Annotated in this window: 11 protein-coding genes; all 11 read right to left on the reverse strand. The window is 72.4% G+C overall.

Annotation, left to right across the window (positions count from 1 at the left end):
- Positions 1–331: 331 nt before the first annotated feature.
- The 11 genes from GSY65_RS03865 to GSY65_RS03920 all read right to left on the reverse strand — a co-directional run bounded on the left by GSY65_RS03865 (position 332) and on the right by GSY65_RS03920 (position 17,748).
- On the reverse strand, positions 332–700 hold the full coding sequence (locus GSY65_RS03865; RefSeq protein ID WP_443043197.1) for a hypothetical protein: 369 nt from the start codon (positions 698–700) through the stop codon (positions 332–334).
- Positions 701–863: 163 nt separating this feature from the next.
- Complete coding sequence (locus GSY65_RS03875) at positions 864–1,844, reverse strand: LacI family DNA-binding transcriptional regulator (protein WP_236579694.1); 981 nt, start codon at positions 1,842–1,844, stop codon at positions 864–866.
- Positions 1,845–2,063: 219 nt separating this feature from the next.
- On the reverse strand, positions 2,064–2,993 hold the full coding sequence (locus GSY65_RS03880; RefSeq protein ID WP_159765960.1) for a sensor histidine kinase: 930 nt from the start codon (positions 2,991–2,993) through the stop codon (positions 2,064–2,066).
- 11 nt (positions 2,994–3,004) lie between these two features.
- Positions 3,005–3,349, reverse strand: coding sequence for an STAS domain-containing protein (locus tag GSY65_RS03885; RefSeq protein WP_236579695.1), 345 nt, complete (start codon positions 3,347–3,349; stop codon positions 3,005–3,007).
- 417 nt (positions 3,350–3,766) lie between these two features.
- A complete protein-coding gene (locus tag GSY65_RS03890; protein WP_236580180.1) occupies positions 3,767–6,148 on the reverse strand; it encodes a SpoIIE family protein phosphatase in 2,382 nt (793 codons plus the stop codon).
- A 241-nt stretch (positions 6,149–6,389) separates the two neighbouring features.
- On the reverse strand, positions 6,390–10,655 hold the full coding sequence (locus GSY65_RS03895; RefSeq protein ID WP_159765963.1) for a HAMP domain-containing protein: 4,266 nt from the start codon (positions 10,653–10,655) through the stop codon (positions 6,390–6,392).
- Positions 10,656–11,049: 394 nt separating this feature from the next.
- A complete protein-coding gene (locus GSY65_RS03900) occupies positions 11,050–11,895 on the reverse strand; it encodes a carbohydrate ABC transporter permease (protein ID WP_159765964.1) in 846 nt (281 codons plus the stop codon).
- Entirely contained in the window at positions 11,892–13,250 is a 1,359-nt protein-coding gene (locus GSY65_RS03905) for an ABC transporter permease (protein WP_159765965.1), read from the reverse strand. The genes GSY65_RS03900 and GSY65_RS03905 overlap by 4 nt, the downstream gene beginning before the upstream one ends.
- A gap of 5 nt (positions 13,251–13,255) precedes the next feature.
- On the reverse strand, positions 13,256–14,584 hold the full coding sequence (locus GSY65_RS03910; protein WP_159765966.1) for an ABC transporter substrate-binding protein: 1,329 nt from the start codon (positions 14,582–14,584) through the stop codon (positions 13,256–13,258).
- A 52-nt stretch (positions 14,585–14,636) separates the two neighbouring features.
- Positions 14,637–16,283: a glycoside hydrolase family 13 protein gene (locus GSY65_RS03915; protein ID WP_236579696.1), complete on the reverse strand. Its 1,647-nt coding sequence runs from the start codon at positions 16,281–16,283 to the stop codon at positions 14,637–14,639.
- Positions 16,284–16,479: 196 nt separating this feature from the next.
- Positions 16,480–17,748 carry an ABC transporter substrate-binding protein gene (locus tag GSY65_RS03920; protein WP_159765967.1) on the reverse strand — a complete coding sequence of 423 codons (1,269 nt, stop codon included), beginning with the start codon at positions 17,746–17,748 and terminating at the stop codon, positions 16,480–16,482.
- Positions 17,749–17,819: the final 71 nt, after the last annotated feature.

Raw genomic sequence — 17,819 nt, forward strand, 5'->3', positions numbered from 1 at the left:
CACAAGTCCACCGGCGGTGGCGGCCGTCACCGCGTGCCCGCCGGTGGAGCGGCCCGCCGGCGCGGGGCGGTCCCGGACCGGCGCGGCGACGACGCCATCGGTGTCTCGCCGGTACTGCTCGGGACCGGTGGCGTCGACCTGACCGCCGAGGTCCACGCCGGACAGGAGTCCCTCCACGACGGGCAGTTCGATCTCTGTCCGGGTCACCACCGCACCCTGTACGCGGGAAGACAGCGAGCGCAACTGCTTTCCTCCGGCCAACCCCTCGCCTCACCCCAGGGCATCGAGGACCTGGACGGCTGGACGCTCCACCGGCTCCGCCATGGTGCCCTCACACCAGACGCCGAGGACGGCGCGTCCACGCCGGAGCTTCCCTCATCCCCGGCCAGTTCGGGGGTTTCCGTCCCCACGCGGTCAGCAGGCCGGCGGAGCGGGCGGCGCACTCCTCGGAGTCCGGGTACCGGACCGCCTCGTCGAGGTCCCCATCGTCGACGAGACCGGTGGCGGGCATCGCCGCTCTGCTCCGCTGCCACGTGTCCGCCCAGAAGCGGCTGACGGGGCCGCCCGGAAGCAGGGGCGGCACGCGGACCTCGGCGGCCACGTGCCCGAGCCCCGCCGCCCGCAGCAGGTGCGGGTACGACGGCACCCAGGAGACGTCGGTCCCGATGGTGGCCCGCAGTCCCTTCCACATCGCCCGCATCACCCGGCCGTACGGGGTGTCGGGGCCCGGTCGCCGGTCACGGTGACCAGTCGGCCACCACGGAGGCCCGGTACGGCGACGGCGGCAACGCCGGGCAGACCGGCTGGACTCCGTTCCAGGGGTTCAACAAGGCGTTCTCGCACGCCGGGCGGGGCAGCAGGGTTCACTGCTCCTTGGGCGGGGCCGTGCTCTCGCGGAGGGTGAGGGTGGTCGCGATCTCCAGTCCGACCTGCGACAGCTCCTCACCGCGGCCGAGGGCGAGCGCCAGTTCGGTGGCGGCGCTCGCCATCTCGGCGAGGGGCTGGTGGACGGTGGTCAGGGGCGGATCCATCCACGCGACAGCCGGCACGTCGTCGAAGCCCACCACGCTGAGGTCGTCCGGGACACGCAACCCGAGTTCGCGGGCGGCCTGGTAGACACCGACCGCCTGCATGTCGTTCGCGGTGAACACGGCGGTGGGCCGGTCGGGCCGGGACAGCAACTCCCGTGCGGCCTCGTACCCGTGCTCACGGGTGAGCTGGGTCCTGACCACCAGGCGGGGTTCCGTGGGCAGGCCGGCCTCCGCGAGGGCGGAGGTGTAGCCGGACAGCCGGGCGAGGCAGAAGGCGTGGTCGGGTCCGCTGATCATGGCGATGCGCCGGTGCCCGAGGCCGATGAGGTGCCGGGTCGCCGCCTGGCCGCCCCGCCAGTTCGTGGCGCCCACGAAGGGCACGTCGTCGGGCAGTTCCTCGATCGGGTCGAAGACGACGAACGGGATGCCCCGCGCCCTCAGTTGCCCGCGTTCCGCCTCGGAGAGCTGCGCCACCGACAGGACGCACCGGGGGCGCCGGCCGACGGTGTCCTCGATGGTCGTGCCGGAGGTGTCGTGCAGGCCGAACTCCGACACCAGCACGCCGATCCGGTTCTTGCGGGCCACCCGCTCGACCCCGCGGATGATCTCCACGGCCCACATGCTCTCCAGTTCGCGGAACACCAGTTCCACGAGATTGCTGCGGTTCTTGGGCGGCTTGCGGTAGCCGTGCTGGTGGATCAGCTGCTCCACGCGGGCCCGTGTCTCGTCCGACACCCCGGACCGGCCGTTGAGCACCTTCGACACGGTGGGTACGGAGACGCCCGCGGACTCGGCGATGTACGCGATCGTCACCGATGCGGGTCCCTCGCCGCGCTCCCCGTGGCCCTCCGTCGAAGGTTGTCCCGCTCGGTTGTCCGGCACGGTCGCCCTCTCTCCTGCCCTGGCCTGCTGCCCCGCCATTCTGGCACCTCGCGCCGGGGACCGGTCGTCGTCCGGCGCGCGGCGGCCGACGGCCCGTCGGCCGCCGGACGCGGCCCGCGGTCAGCGGTCAGCGGTCGCGGCGGTCTCGGGTCAGCGGTCGAGGTGGATGCGGACGGTGGTGCCGTCGGGCGCGGTGTGGAGGCGGACGAGGTCGGCGACGTGGTGGACCAGCAGCAGTCCGCGTCCGCCGGGTTGGTCGCGTGCCGGGGGCCTGCGGCCGGCCAGCGGGTCGGTCAGCCGCCCGAGGTCGTGTACCTCGCAGACGATCTGTCCGCCCTCGGACCAGATCCGCAGCGTCCCCGAACCACCGCCGTGGACCACGGAGTTGGTGGTCAGCTCCGCGACCGCCAGCGTCAGGTCGTGCATCCGCGCCTCCCCCAGACCGAGCCGCCGGGCCTCCCGCACCGCGAACGCGCGGGCCCACGGCAGCGCCTCCGCGTCGAACGACAGGGCCGCCGCTCCGGGCGGGCCGCCGAGGGGCTGGTTGCAGCGGGCGACGACCTCCTCGGGGTCGTAGGCGGTGCTGGGCCGTGCGACGCCGGAGTCGATGACGACGGGATGCGTGGCGCGGGCGTCGCCGAGGACCGCCGGGGCCAGGGCGTCCGCGTCGTACGGGCAGAGGATCGTCACCTCGCGGTCCTGGAACGCCGTGTTGATGAGGGCCTCGTGCAGGACGCACGCCGGGTACTCCGCCGCCGAGCGGCCGGCCCAGATCGGCTCCCCGACGATGCGCGCCCGGCGGCCCGGGTGGGCGTCGGCGAAGGCGCGCAGGACGCCGGGGATGATGCGCCCGGGGTTGCGGCCCACCCGCGTCATGTCGAGGAACTCGACCCCGGCGGCGTCGGCACCCAGCCCGGCCTCGACGAGGGCGAGGCGGGGACCCGGCACGGCGACGGCGACGGCCTCCCCGGCGGCCAGGCCCTCGCGGAGGAACGGCACGGTGCCCGCCAGGTACTGCTCCGCACCCCGGTAGAACAGCGCCGGGTGCGCGAAGGATGCTCGGTCGGCGGCGGTGGTCATCGCTCAGCCACCTAGATCGTCGCGAGGCCGGGCCAGAACAGGTCGAGGATGCGCGTCAGCTCCGGCGGCGGACGGTGCACGACGATACGGCCGGTGGTCAGCCGCTGCGCGGTGACGGCGAGCACCGCCGCGCCGCCGACGTCGATGGACATCAGCCCCGACAGCTCCACGTGGGAGACGTCGCCATGGCTGCTCGCCACCTTCCTCAGGGCCTGTTCCCAGGACGGACGGGTGATCACGTTGATCTCTCCAGCGGCACGGATCCCGGGACGGCCGGACAACGAACGGATCTCCAGCGCGGCGCCCCCGGGCCGCGGTGCGAAGGCCGTCCCGTCCTCGCCGTCGTCGACATCCACGTTCCCTCCCTGCGTCGCGTACCGGGGACGACGCTCCTCCGTCGCGCCGCTCACCGCGCCCCGGAAACGACAGTCCGAAAGACACGTCATCGTATAACCCACCGGTCCGGCGGCCCTGCGAGGGAGCCGGGCCCGCACGGCGCGGGACGATCCACTCCTACGCCTGACCACGCGGCACGGAAACGGCGCGGACCCGCCGGGCACCCCCGGGTCCGCGCCACCGGGCCACCGGGGTGGCCGGGGGCCCGACGTCCAGCGCCGCGGCAGGCAACGTTCGCCCGTCGAGGAGCGGCGTCCGGTACGTGCTCGCGGCGTGCCGGGCGCACGTCCTCGTACTGGACGTACTCGGGCTTGTGCCCGGTGCGGCAAGAGCGCGTGCCGGGCGTCGCGACGGGGCGAACGTTGCCCGTCGCGGCACTAGTCCACCCGTACGCCCACGATGCAGGTGTCGTCGTCCGTGTCCGACTTGCTGTAGGTGAGCAGGCGGTCCAGCTGCTGGTCCAGTGTGGGCGGGACCGTGCTCGCGGCCGTCAGCAGCTGGGCCAGCGACTCCTCCACGGAACGGTCGCGGCGCTCGATCAGACCGTCCGTATACATCAACAAGGTGTCGTCGACGGCCAGCTGGACCTCGTGCTCCTCGTACGCCGCCTCGGGCACGGCGCCGAGCAGCAGGCCCTTGACCAGGGGCAGCGGTGCCGCCTCGCCGTCACGCACGAGGACGGGCGGCAGATGGCCGGCCCTCGCCCAGCGCAGGGTACGGACCTCGGGGTCGTACAGGCCGCAGACCGCCGTGGCGGTGACGGCACCGTTCAGGTGGTGGGCCACCATGTTCAGCCAGGACAGCAGTTGGGCCGGTCCGGCGCCCGTCACGGCGAGGCCGCGCAGCGCGTTGCGCAGGACGACCATGCTGGTGGCCGCCTCGATGCCGTGTCCGGCGACGTCCCCCACGCACAGCAGCACCAGCCGGGACGGCAGCACGACCGCGTCGTACCAGTCGCCGCCGACCAGGTTCTGCGTCTCCGCGGGCCGGTAGCGCACGGCCACGCGCAGTCCGGGGGCCTCCAGGGGGGCCTGCGCGGGCGGCATGATCGCGTGCTGGAGCTGGAGGGTCAGCCGGTCGCGTTCGCTCGCCTGCTGCTCGGTGTGGGCGAGCTGGTCACGGGTCGCGGCGAGGGCGACCTCCGTCCAGTGCTGGGCGGAGATGTCCTGGTAGGCGCCCCGGACGACGAACAGCCGCCCGTCGGAGTCGAGGACCGGTTCGGCCACCACGCGGATGTGCCGGGTGACGCCGTCGGGCCGCTGGAGCCGGAACGCCGTGGACGCGGGACGGCGGTGGTGCAGCAGGGTGCGCAGGAACCTGCCGATGGCGACGGCGTCGTCGGGATGGGCGTGGGCGGGCAGTTGCTCCAGCGGGACCGGGCCGCCGACGGCGGGCTTGCCGTAGAGGCTGTAGAGCTGCCCGTTCCAGGTGATCTCGCCGGTGAGGAGGTTCTCCTCGAAGCCGCCGATGCGGCCGAGGCGCTGGGCGTGCTGGAGCAGGCTCGCCAGGCGCGCCGTCTCGTCCTCTATCCGCCAGATGAGCAGGACGCTGCCCCCGTGGCGGCTGATGTTGACGTCGGCGACCGCCGCCAGCGGAACGTCGTCCACGAGGGCGGTCAGCCTCATGCGGTGGGCGCGGAACGGCTCGCCCGTGGCGTAGACCCGTTCGACCTGGCCGAAGAGTTCGCTGTCGCCGGCGGCCATCGGGTAGGCCTCCAGCAGCAGGGCGCCGTTGACCGCGCTGCGGGGGCGGCCCGCCGGGTCGAGGAAGCGCCGGTTGACGTGGTGGATGCGGAAGTCGACCAGTTCCCCGTCGGCGTCCAGGTGCGGGACGAGCACCAGCGCGGGGTCGTGGAGGCCGTCGGCCAGATCCATCAGTTCGGCGACGGCCGGCAGGACACCGGGGCGGGTGTCCGCGTCGGGCCGGCGCGGGACGTACGTCTCCAGCGTGTGCGCGCACAGCTCGGCCAGGGCCTCCACCTGGCGGACGATCTGCGGGGGCTGGGGCTCCAGCGGCGTCGGCCAGACGATCTCCAGCACGCCGTGGATACGGCCCCCGGTGCCCGCGGGGAGGGCGACGCGGCCTCCGTCGGGGTGCTGGTGCCGGCCGATGGACGGCAGCCCCGTCTCCGACAGACAGCCGATCCACTGGCCCGTCCGCTCGCCGAGTCCGCGGCGTGCCACCGTCGCCACGCCCGGCGGCACGTACCGCCAGCGGCCGGCCTCCGCCGCGGAGAACCCGGCGCTGCCCGCCAGGCTGAGGGAACCGTCGGCGTCCAGCGCCCAGATGGCGACGGCCTCCGCGCCGAGCGGTGTCAGGGCGTGTTCGAGCAGGGAGTCGGCCACGGCCTGCGCGTCGTCCGCGGCCAGCGCGCCGCTCTCGGCGGTCCGCAGCCGTACCGCGACGGAGTCGTCCCCGGGGTCGGTGGTGTCGCCGCGGCGCGCCGTGGTCGCGAGGAACGCGGTCGTCACCTCCGAGAGCCGGTCGCGCGAGGCCTGGTTGATGACCTCGACGGCGAACTCCAGCGGGGTCACGCCCGCCTGTTCGGTCAGCTCGGCCAGTTGCCGTGCCGCCTGCGCGGGTCCGCAGCGGAGGCGCTCGACGAGGATGCCCTTGGCCAGCTCGACCAGGGCACGGCCGTCGGCCTCCGCCTGGGCGACCTGCACCTCGCGGCGCAGTCGCTCCACGGTCGCGGCGAGCCGCCCCACCGGGGAGGACTCCCCTGCGGCGTGGTCTTCGTCCGGGCCGGTGACGGCCACCGCGCTGTCGTCCGGGACCCGGTCGGCGGGGGTCCGGGCGACGGTCGTCCCGGCGGGCCGGCCCGGGGCGAGCAGGTCGGTGGCCGCCGCCGGGTCGGCGGCGGGCGGCTCGCCCGTCGGGACGCCGGGGTCCGGCGGTTCGGTGGGCTGGAGGAGGTTGCTCACGGTTGGCCTGTTCCTGGGCTCGGGCGTCCGGGGACGCCGGGCGGTCGGCTGGTGGGCACGGCGGGGCGGTCCCCCCTCAGGTGGACAGCCAGCGTCGGACACGGCCGATGAGGTCGTTGGTGTCGACGGGCTTGGTGACGTAGTCGTTGGCGCCCGACGCGAGGCTCTTCTCCTGGTCTCCGGGCATGGCCTTCGCGGTGACGGCGATGATGGGCAGCTCGGCGTACCGGTCCATCGCGCGGATCTCCGCGGTCGCGGTGTATCCGTCCATCTCCGGCATCATCACGTCCATCAGGACGAGCGAGATGTCGGGGTGGGCGAGCAGCATCTCGATGCCCTTGCGGCCGTTGTCGGCGTGCAGGACCTGGAAGCCGTGGAGTTCGAGGACCCCGCTGAGGGCGAAGAGGTTGCGCGCGTCGTCGTCGACCACGAGCACCGTACGGCCGAGGAAGGCGTCGTCGACGACCTCGGCGGCCGGGCGCTGGAGGTCCTCGCCGCGGACCAGGGACAGGACGTCGCCCGGTTCCTCGGCGGACAGGTGCAGGGTGATCCGTTCGCGCAGTTCGTCCAGGCTGGACAGGAAGTCCAGCGGACGGCTCTCCGCGCGGGAGCGCAGCGTCTGCTCGTGGGCCAGTTCCACGCGGTGCCCGGTGTGCACGAGGACGGGCACGCTGGCGAGCGCCGAGTCGCCCTCCATGGCCTCCAGCAGGCGGGCGCCCTCGCCGTCGGGCATGCCGAGTTCCAGGACGACGCAGTGGCAGGGGTCGGCGGCCAGGGTGCTCGCCGCCTCCTGCGCGCCGACCGCCGTGATGATGTCGATCGCGCCGAGCGGGTCGTCGGGGTCGGGCGCGATGTCCGCGACGGCGCGTTCGGCGACGAGGGTCAGCAGACCGCGCGGCCGCTCCTCGACGACGAGGAGACGCCGCCTGCGCCGCTCCGGCGACACGCTGGGGGCGGTGTCCGGCCTGGTGGCGGGCGGGAGTTCGGCGGTGTCCGACTGTTCGACGGACCGGGGGCCGCCCGCGAGCACGTCCTCGAAGTCGGCGCGCGCGACGGGGAGGTACAGCGTGAAGGTGCTGCCCTGGCCGGGGGTGCTGTCGACCGTGACGGCGCCGCCCAGCAGATGCGCGATCTCCCGGGTGATCGACAGGCCGAGGCCGGTGCCGCCGTACTTGCGGCTGGTGGTGCCGTCCGCCTGCTGGAAAGCGCCGAAGATCGCCTCCAGTTGCTGGTGGGGGATGCCGATGCCGGTGTCCTTGACCCGGAAGGCCACCACGGGGCCGCCGCGGAGGACGCCGACGGGCACCTCCCGGTCGGCGGCGGGTTCGATGCGCAGTTCGACGCCGCCCTGTTCGGTGAACTTCACCGCGTTGGAGAGCAGGTTGCGCAGGACCTGCCGCAGCCGGGAGTCGTCGGTGAGCAGGTCGGCCGGGGTGCCGGGCGCGGTGGCCACCGTGAAGTCGAGGCTCTTCTGCGTCGTCATCGGCCGGAACGTCGCCTCCACGTACTCCAGCAGCTTGCGCAGCGGGACCCGTTCGGGGGTGACGTCCATCTTGCCGGCCTCGACCTTCGACAGGTCGAGGATGTCGTTGATCAGCTGGAGCAGGTCGGAGCCGGCCGAGTGGATGATGCCCGCGTACTCGACCTGCTTGGGGGTGAGGTTGCGGGAGGGGTTCTGCGCGAGCAACTGGGCGAGGATCAGCAGGCTGTTGAGCGGGGTGCGCAGTTCGTGGCTCATGTTGGCCAGGAACTCCGACTTGTACTTCGACGCGAGCGCCAGCTCCTGGGCGCGGGTCTCCAGTTCCTGCCGGGCCTGCTCGATCTCCAGGTTCTTGGCCTCGATGTCGCGGTTCTGCGAGGCGAGCAGCGACGCCTTCTCCTCCAGTTCGGCGTTGGAGCGCTGGAGTTCGTCCTGCTGCACCTGCAACTCGGCTGAGCGGGACTGGAGTTCCGCGGTGAGCCGCTGGGACTCGTCCAGCAGTTCGTCGGTGCGGGCGTTGGCGACGATCGTGTTGAGGTTGACGCCGATGGTGGGCATCAGCTGGGCGAGGAAGTCCTGGTGGATCTGGGTGAAGCGGGTGACGGAGCCCAGTTCGATGACGCCGAGGACCTGGTCCTCGACCACGATGGGCAGCACCATCAGGGCGCTGGGCACGGCCTGTCCGAGACCGGAGGAGATGGTGACGTAGCCCGGCGGCAGTTCCTCGACGCCGATGGGCCGGCGGTTGCGCGCGGCCTGCCCGACGAGGGAGCGCCCGACGGGGATCCGGTCGGGCCGGTCGCTGTCGTCGGGGTAGCCGTAGGAGCCGACGAGCCGCAGCTCGGGCCCGCGCGCGGTGTCCTCGGCGAGGTAGAAGGCGCCGTACTGCGCCGAGACCAGCGGCGCGAGTTCGTCCATGACCAGTTCGGCGACGACGGGCAGCTCGCGGTGGCCCTGCATGAGGCCGGAGATCCGGGCGAGGTTGGTCTTCAGCCAGTCCTGCTCCTGGTTGGCCCGCGTGGTCTCGCGCAGGGACTCCACCATGGAGTTGATGTTGTCCTTCAGTTCGGCGACCTCGCCGGACGCCTCCACGGTGATCGAGCGGGTCAGGTCGCCCTCGGCGACGGCGCTGGCGACCTCGGCGATCGCGCGGACCTGGCGGGTGAGGTTCCCGGCGAGTTCGTTGACGTTCTCCGTCAGCCGCTTCCAGGTGCCCTCGACACCCTCGACCTCGGCCTGGCCGCCGAGGCGGCCCTCGCTGCCGACCTCACGGGCGACACGGGTGACCTCGGCGGCGAACGACGACAGCTGGTCGACCATCGTGTTGATGGTGGTCTTCAGCTCCAGGATCTCGCCGCGGGCGTCGACGTCGATCTTCTTCGACAGGTCGCCGTTGGCGACGGCGGTGGTCACCAGGGCGATGTTGCGGACCTGGCCGGTGAGGTTGTTGGCCATCGAGTTGACGTTGTCGGTCAGGTCCTTCCAGGTGCCGGCGACGTTCGGCACGTGCGCCTGACCGCCGAGGCGGCCCTCGGTGCCGACCTCACGGGCGACGCGGGTGACCTCGTCGGCGAACGCGGAGAGGGTGTCGACCATGGTGTTGATGACGTCCGCGAGGGCGGCGACCTCGCCCTTGGCCTCGACCGTGATCTTCTGCGAGAGGTCGCCGCGGGCGACGGCGGTGGCGACCTGGGCGATGGAGCGGACCTGGCCGGTCAGGTTGGACGCCATCACGTTGACGTTGTCCGTGAGGTCCTTCCAGGTCCCCGAGACGCCCCGGACGATCGCCTGTCCGCCCAGGTTGCCCTCGGTGCCGACCTCACGGGCGACGCGGGTGACCTCGTCGGCGAACGCGGAGAGCTGGTCGACCATCGTGTTGATGGTGTTCTTCAGCTCCAGGATCTCCCCGCGCGCGTCCACGGTGATCTTCTGCGACAGGTCGCCCTGGGCCACCGCCGTGGCGACCTGGGCGACGTTGCGGACCTGCGCGGTGAGGTTGCCCGCCATGAAGTTCACGGAGTCCGTGAGGTCGCGCCAGGTGCCCTTGACACCCTTGACGTCGGCCTGGCCGCCGAGGCGGCCCTCCGTGCCGACCTCACGGGCGACGCGGGTGACCTCGTCGGCGAAGCCGGAGAGCTGGTCGACCATCGTGTTGATGGTGTTCTTCAGCTCCAGGATCTCCCCGCGCGCGTCCACGGTGATCTTCTGCGACAGGTCGCCCTGGGCCACCGCCGTGGTCACCTGGGCGACGTTGCGGACCTGCGAGGTCAGGTTGCCGGCCATGAAGTTGACCGAGTCCGTCAGGTCGCGCCAGACGCCGGCGACACCGGGCACCTGGGCCTGGCCGCCGAGGCGGCCCTCGCTGCCGACCTCACGGGCGACGCGGGTGACCTCGTCGGCGAACGACGACAGCTGGTCGACCATCGTGTTGACGGTCTCCTTCAGCTGGAGGATCTCGCCGCGCGCGGGGACGTCGATCTTCTGCGAGAGGTCGCCCTTGGCGACCGCCGTGGCCACCTGCGCGATGTCGCGCACCTGGGTGGTCAGGTTGCCCGCCATGGCGTTGACCGAGTCGGTCAGGTCCGCCCAGGTGCCCGAGACCCCCGGCACCTCGGCCTGCCCGCCGAGCGTGCCCTCGGTGCCCACCTCGCGCGCGACGCGGGTGACCTCCGAGGTGAACACGGACAGCTGGTCCACCATGCCGTTGAAGACCGTGGCGATGTCGCCCAGCAGTCCGTCGCCGTCGGACGGCAGCCGGGTACCGAAGTCGCCGTCCCGTACGGCGGTCAGTCCGGCCAGCAACTGCCGCAGTTCCTGTTCGCCCGGGGCCCGGTCGGTGGCCTCGATCGTCCTGCCGCTCATGCGCACCCTCGTTCCGCTCCCCTGGAGCCCTCACCCCGAGGACTCGGAACCCGCGCCGAGCCCCGGACGGGGCCCGCTTCTTCTCGGCGTTTCCGCAGTTCACGGATGAGCCGGATGAGAAAATCCGGTGAAGGTTAACTCAGTTGTCGCGCCACGACCAAAGCCTCGTACGGACATCTCGGCCGCCGCGAAATACCTCGAAGCAGGGGGCATACATCGAGGAAGAAGGGGCACTCGGCGTGGTTCGCCCGGACCGGCCGGCCGTCGTCGTGAGCGCGCCGCCGGCCGTCGTCGTGAGCGCGCCGCCGGCCGTCGTCGTGAGCGCGCCGCCGGCGGTCTCGGTGACGCGCACCGAGCCGTCCGACGGCGTGGCACTCCGCGCACCGACCGCGCGCTACTTCACCGATCCGGCCATGACCCCCTGCACGAAGTGCCGCTGGAAGGCGAAGAACACCACCACCGGCACGATCAGCGACAGGAACGCGCCCGGCGCCAGCACGTCGATGTTGCTGCCGAACTGACGGATCTGCGACTGGAGCTCCACCGTCAGCGGCTGGGAGGAGCTGTCGGCGAACAGCAGCGCCACCAGCATGTCGTTCCACACCCACAGGAACTGGAAGATGGCGAGGCTCGCGAGCGCCGGCCGCCCCACCGGCAGGACGAGCCGGGTGAAGATGCGCCACTCGGTTCCCCCGTCCATCCGGGCCGCCTCCAGCATCTCCTTGGGGATCTCGGCGAAGTAGTTGCGCAGCAGGAAGACGGCGAACGGCAGCCCGTAGGAGACGTGGAAGAGGACGACGCCCGGGATCGTGCCGAACAGGCCGAGCTGGCCGAAGAGTTTGGCCACCGGCAGCAGACCGATCTGCACCGGCACCACCAGCAGGGCGACCACCAGCAGGAACAGCGTGTCACGGCCGGGGAAGTCCAGCCAGGCGAAGGCGTACCCGGCGAGCGCGGCGATCACCACCACGAGCACCGTCGTGGGGACGGAGATCAGCACCGTGTTCCAGAACGCCCGGGTGATGCCCGCGTTCTCCAGCAGCGCCGCGTAGTTGTCGAAGGACAGCTGGCCGGGGCTGGTGAACGTCGTCCACCAGCCGCCCCTGGCGGTGTCCTCGGCGGACCGCAGGGACGACAGGAGCAGTCCGGCCAGCGGGGTGAGCCAGATCAGCCCGATGACCACCAGGAAGGCCTGGACCAGGCTGTTGCCCAGCCCGCGCCGGAGCGCACCGAGACTCATCGCTGACTCCCTCGGAATCGACGGACGTTGAAGACCATGGCCGGGATCACCAGCAGCAGGAGCAGGACCCCGAGGGCGCTGCCCAGGCCCTGGTTGTTGCCGCCGCCGAAGGACACCAGCCACATCTGGGTGGCGAGCACGGTCGCGTCCTCCTGCACCGGTCCGGGCGCGATGACGTAGACGAGGTCGAACACCTTCATCACGTTGATGACGAGGGTCACGAAGACCACGGTCAGCACGGGTGCCAGCAGGGGCACGGTGATCCGCCGGAACACCTGCCACTCGTTCGCGCCGTCCATCCGGGCCGCCTCCAGCGTGTCCCGTGGCAGGGTGGACAGGCCCGCCCCGATGAGCACCATGGCGAAGCCGGTCCAGATCCACAGGTAGGCGCCGATGATCGCGGGGGTGACGAGCGCCGGGCCGAGCCAGGAGACGCCGTCGTAGGGCGCGGCGAAGTTGGAGCCGGGGAGCACGACGGTGTACGAGCCGTCCGCGAGGTCCGCGAAGCGGAAGGAGCCGTCGGCCGCGGTGGTGGTGCTCGCGACCGTCCTGCCGTCGCGCACCGCCTCGACGGTCATCCGGGGCAGCCCGCTCTCCTCGGGGTCGACCCGGCCGGGCTCTCCGCCCCCGCCGCGGGTGAAGTCGAGGTAGACGACGCCGCGCAGTTCGCCGGGGGCAGCCTCGCGCCCGGCCGCGGTGCGGGCCGGCCGGGCGCCCGCGGGCAGGTCCTTGGGCGCGACGCCGACCAGTCCGAGGGCGACGGTGTCGCCGGGCGACACCGCGGTGCTGGTGCGGTAGCCGCCGCCGGCGGCCTCGCCGAGGCCCTGGCCGTCGCGGGCGCGGGCCGTCGGGTACGCGGAGGAGCCCTGGAAGGCGTCGTGGACGCCGACGACCGCCGCGTTGAGGACGCCCTTGTCGGGGTCCTCGTCGTAGGCGAGCCGGAAGATGATGCCGGCGGCGAGGAAGGAGACGGCCATCGGCATGAAGAGGAGCAGCTTGAACGCGGTGGCCCAGCGGACCTTCTCCACGAGCACCGCGAGGATCAGGCCGAGCCCGGTCAGCAGGGCCGGCGCCACGACCACCCAGATCGCGGTGTTGCGGACCGCCTTGAGGGTGGCCGGGTCGCGGAACATCTCGGTGTAGTTCTGGCCGCCGACGAACCGGGTGCCGGAGGCGTCGAAGAGGCTGCGGCCCACGGAGAACAGCACGGGGTAGACGACGAGCGCGCCGAGCAGGAGCAGGGCGGGGAAGACGAAGAGGAGGGCGACGGTCCGGCCCCGCCGCCGGGCGCGTCGTCGACGCGCGGCGGCCTCGGCGGCGGGGGGAGCGGCCACCTCGGTGGCAGTGGCGGTCATCGCGGTCAGCCCTTGTACGCCTTGGCCGCGGCGGCCTCCAGCTGTGCGGCGGTCCCCTTCGGGTCGGACGGGTCGCGCAGGAAGTCCTGGAGGATCTTCCACTCGCCGGCGCCCTTGGTCCCGCCGAAGGCGGCCGGGGCCTGGTCGGACATGTCGAAGCGGACGGAGTCCCCCGCGGCTATGAGGGACTCGGCGGTGGTGCGGGTGACGTCGTCGCCGTAGGCGGCGGGGTCGACCTTCTTGTTCGGGGAGAGGAAACCGCCCGCCTCGGCCCACACGGCGGCGGCCTCCGGGGTGGCCAGGTACTCCAGCAGGGCCATGCCGGCGTCGGTGTTCTTGCCGTCCTTGAGGACGACGGCCGCGTCACCGCCGCTGACCACGGGGGCCTTGCCGCCGTCGACCGGCGGGAACGGGAAGAAGTTCGCGTCCTCGCCGATCTTCCGGCCGAACTGGTCCTTGGCGACCCCGGCGACGAAGTCGCCCTCGTAGACCATGCCGGCCTCGGGTTCGGGGCCGAAGACCTTCTCGACGGAGCCGGGGAAGTCGGTGTTGAGGGCGCCCTTGCTCCCGCCCTCCAGCAGCCGCTTGTCGCCGAAGAGTTCGCCGAGCGTGGTGAGCGCGTCGACCACGCTGCCGTCCGTCCACTTCAGTTCGTGGGCGGCGAGGGCGTCGTACTTCTCGGGGCCGGCCTGGGAGAGGTAGACGTTCTCGAACCAGTCGGTGAGCGTCCAGCCGTCCTGGCCGGCGACGGAGAAGGCGGCGAGGCCCGAGTCGGAGACCGTCCGCCCGGCCTTCAGCATCTCGTCGTACGACTTCGGCGGCTCGACTCCGGCGGTGTCGAGGGCTTCGGGGCTGTACCAGACGGTCGACTTGTGGGCGGCCTTGAAGTACAGCCCGTACAGGGTGCCGTCGACGCTGCCGTAGTCCTTCCAGACGGTGGCGTAGTTGGCGTCGACGGCCTTCCGGGTGGTGCCGGACAGCGGCTTGAGCCAGCCGTTCTCGGCGAACTGCTGGAGCACGCCGACCTGCGGGACCATCACCACGTCGGGGGCGTTGCCGCCCTCGATCTTGCTGCCGACGACGGTGGAGACGTTGTCCCCGGTGGAGACGAACCGGGTCCTGGCGCCGGTCTTCTCGGTGAAGGCGTCCAGCACCTTCTGGAAGTTCTTCTGCTCGCTGCCGGACCAGACGCCGGCGACGGTGACCGTCTGGCCGTTCAGCGCCTTGTCGCCGCCGCCCGCGGAGACGGGGCCGCCGCCTGAGCAGGCGGTGGCGCCGAGCGCCAGGGCGAGGGCGGTGCAGCCGGTGAGCAGGGTGGTACGTCGTCGCATCATCGTTGATGTCCCTTCGGAGCGGGGGAACGGACGGTGTGAGGGGTGTGAGGGCTCAGGAAGCGGCGTCGTCGCCGATCCACCAGGCGGCCGTGGAGCCGGGGAGGACCCCGGCCGGGCAGGGGCCGCTGGACAGCAGGGGGGTGCCCGCGACGGGCGCGGGCGCGGGCGCGGTACCGAAGTTGACGGCGCAGACCAGGCCGTCGCCGCGGACGAAGCCGAGGACGCCGGGCTGGGTGTCCAGCCAGCGCATGGCGCCCTCGCCGAGCTGGGGCAGCGCGGCGCGCAGCTGGAGGCCGTCGCGGTAGAGGTGCCAGAACGAGCGGGTGTCGGCGAGCGCGCGTTCGGTGGCGTACTCGGCGAAGTACTCGGGCTGCGGCAGCCAGGGCTTGGCGCCCTCGACCCCGGAGGTGAAGCCGAACGGCGAGGCCTGCCCGGACCAGGGCAGCGGCACCCGGCAGCCGTCGCGGATCCGGGCGCGGCTGCCGGTGCGGCGGAAGATGGGGTCGGTGAGCACGTCGTCGGGCAGGTCGACGACCTCGGGCAGGCCCAGTTCCTCACCCTGGTAGATGTAGGCGGCGCCGGGCAGCGCCAGCATCAGCAGGGCGGCGGCGCGGGCGCGGGCGGCGCCGAGTCCGCTGCCCTCGACGGCGGGCTCGCCGTAGCGGGTGACGGTGCGGACCTGGTCGTGGTTGTTGAGGACCCAGGTGACCGTCGATCCCGTGCCCGCGATGTCGTGCATGGCCTCGGTGATGACCTTGCGGAAGGCGTCGGCGTCCCAGGAGGCGCTCAGCAGGTCGAAGAAGAACGCCTGGTGGAGTTCGTCGGGGCGGACGTACAGGGCGTGTTCGCGTGCCGTGGGGACGGATACCTCGCCGACCAGGAGCCGTTCGCGGCCGTCGCGTGCGGTGTACTCCTCGCACACCGACCGCCAGTGCCGCCACACGTCGTGGACCTCGGGCTGGTTCCAGGCCAGCGGGTTGACCGAGTCGCGGGTGCGGGCGTCGGCCTCGGGGTCCGGGGAGTCGGGCAGCTCGGGGTGCTTGAAGAGGCCGGCGGCGACGTCGATGCGGAAGCCGTCGACGCCCCGGTCGAGCCAGAAGCGCAGGACGCGGTCGAAGTGGGCGCCGACCTCGGCGTCGCGCCAGTTCCAGTCGGGCTGCTCGGGCGTGAACATGTGCAGGTACCACTGGCCGGGCCGGCCGTCGGCCTCGGTGACGCGGGACCAGGCGGGGCCGCCGAACATGGCGTGCCAGTTGTTGGGCGGCTCGGCTCCGTCCGGTCCCCGCCCGTCGGCGAAGTGGAAGCGGGCGCGGGCCTCGCTGCCCGGTGCGGAGGCAAGGGCCTCGCGGAACCAGGGGTGCTCGCTGGAGCAGTGGTTCGGCACGATGTCGAGGAGCACCTTGATGCCGAGCCGACGGGCGGCCGCCACCAGCAGGTCGAACTCGGCGAGGTCGCCGAAGACCGGGTCGACGTCGCAGTAGTCGGCGACGTCGTAGCCGTGGTCGTGCTGCGGGGACGGATAGAAGGGGCTCAGCCAGATGCCGTCGACGCCCAGCTTCCTGAGGTACGGCAGTCCGGCCCGGACCCCGGCGAGATCGCCGACGCCGTCGCCGGTGCTGTCCAGGAAGCTGCGGACGTACACCTGGTAGATCACTGCGTCGCGCCACCAGTGACGCGGTTCGATGTGCTTGGAGCTCACCCCGTTGGCCTGTCTGTGCGAGCTGACGGTTATGCATGCATGTTAGGTAGCCGTTTCACGGGGGTGTCAACGAACGTGCGACAGGTATCTGGAAGTTGGCCCCTTATATGCAGATATTTCATCCCGGATCGAGTCGGTTCGATACACGGGCGTTACCTAACATGTAGGTAGGGGGTGGAGTACGGCGGGCGAGGGATCAGCCGCGGCGGGAGATGTCGGCGAGCTCCCGGGTGAGCCGCCGCACCGCGGCCTCGGGCGTCGAGTGGCCCGTCAGCGCGTCGCGGACGACCGCCTGCACGACCATGCTGACCTGGTCGTAGCGCGGGCTCTCGGGGCGCGGCGCAGCCGCGAGGACGCTCCGGCGCAGCGTCGGCAGGTAGGGGAACTCCCGGATCAGGTCCGGGTCCCGGTAGAGGTCCGCGCGCACGGGAGGCAGCGCGCCCCGGGTGAGGACCTGCCGCTGGACGCGCTCACTGGTGAGGTATGTGATCAGGCGTGCGGCGGTGTCGGCGTGTTCGGCGTGGGCGCTGACGGCGAGGTTGGAGCCGCCGAGCACGCTCGTGCCGGGCCCGTCGGGGCCGGGCAGCGGAACGGCGCCGATCTTCCCGGCGACCGCGGAGCCGGGGGCGGAGGCGCCGACGTAGGCGTAGGGCCAGTTGCGCAGGAAGAGCAGCCGGCCGTCCTGGAAGGCCCGCTTGGACTCCTCCTCCTTGTACTCCAGCGCCTCCCGGGGTATCCACCCGTCGCGCACGCCGCGGGCGAGGAACCCGATGCCCTCGCGGGCCGCCGAGCCCACGGTGACGCGTTCGCCCTCGCCGCCGAGGATCGTGCCGCCCGCCGAGTAGACGGCCTCGGCCGCGTTGACGGTGAGGCCCTCGTAGGGCAGGAACTGGCCGGCGTAGCCGTCGAGGCCGTGCTCGGGCGCGATGGTGCGCGCGTAGCGCTCCAGCTCGGCCCAGGTGCGGGGCGGCGGGACGCCCTCCTCGTCGAGGACGTCCTTGCGGTAGAGCAGCAGACCGGCGTTGGTCACGTACGGCACGGCGTAGAGCCGTCCGTCGTAGGTCGCCGTGTCCACGACCGGCCGGAGGAAGCTGCCCAGCGGGAAGCGGTTGCGCGGCAGCGGCCGGACCCAGCCGGCGGCGGCGAACTCCGAGGTCCAGGTGACGTCGATGTTGAGCACGTCGAAACGGCCGCGGTCGCCCGCACGCAGATCGGTGATCATCTGGGCGCGGGTCTCGTCCGCGGAGTCCGGCAGTTCGACGAGGGTGACCCGCTCGCCGGGATGGGCGCGGTTCCAGCCCTCCAGGAGAGGGCCCAGGTAGCCGGTGAGGTCGCCCGCGGTGGCCAGGGTCAGCGGGCCGCGGCCCCTGAGTCCGCCCTGGGCCTGCGCGCCGGAGGCGCCGTAACCGGCCAGGACCACGGCGAGAACGAGGAGGCCCCTACCGGCGGCGCGTATCCACCGCATAGGTTCCTCCCTGTGCACCCGGCGCAGGGCACCCTCGCCCGGCGTCAGAGGCTATGTATACCCGTTAGGTA

This window comes from Streptomyces sp. HM190 (assembly GCF_009857135.1).
GTDB classification, from domain to species: domain Bacteria; phylum Actinomycetota; class Actinomycetes; order Streptomycetales; family Streptomycetaceae; genus Streptomyces; species Streptomyces heilongjiangensis.

Excerpts from the sequence above, each read along its gene's own strand:
- GSY65_RS03905 (WP_159765965.1), bottom strand. The coding sequence starts at position 13,250 with ATGACCGCCACTGCCACCGAGGTGGCCGCTCCCCCCGCCGCCGAGGCC.
- GSY65_RS03900 (WP_159765964.1), bottom strand. The coding sequence starts at position 11,895 with ATGAGTCTCGGTGCGCTCCGGCGCGGGCTGGGCAACAGCCTGGTCCAG.
- GSY65_RS03920 (WP_159765967.1), bottom strand. The coding sequence starts at position 17,748 with ATGCGGTGGATACGCGCCGCCGGTAGGGGCCTCCTCGTTCTCGCCGTG.
- GSY65_RS03895 (WP_159765963.1), bottom strand. The coding sequence starts at position 10,655 with ATGAGCGGCAGGACGATCGAGGCCACCGACCGGGCCCCGGGCGAACAG.
- GSY65_RS03910 (WP_159765966.1), bottom strand. The coding sequence starts at position 14,584 with ATGATGCGACGACGTACCACCCTGCTCACCGGCTGCACCGCCCTCGCC.
- GSY65_RS03865 (WP_443043197.1), bottom strand. The coding sequence starts at position 700 with ATGCGGGCGATGTGGAAGGGACTGCGGGCCACCATCGGGACCGACGTC.
- GSY65_RS03880 (WP_159765960.1), bottom strand. The coding sequence starts at position 2,993 with ATGACCACCGCCGCCGACCGAGCATCCTTCGCGCACCCGGCGCTGTTC.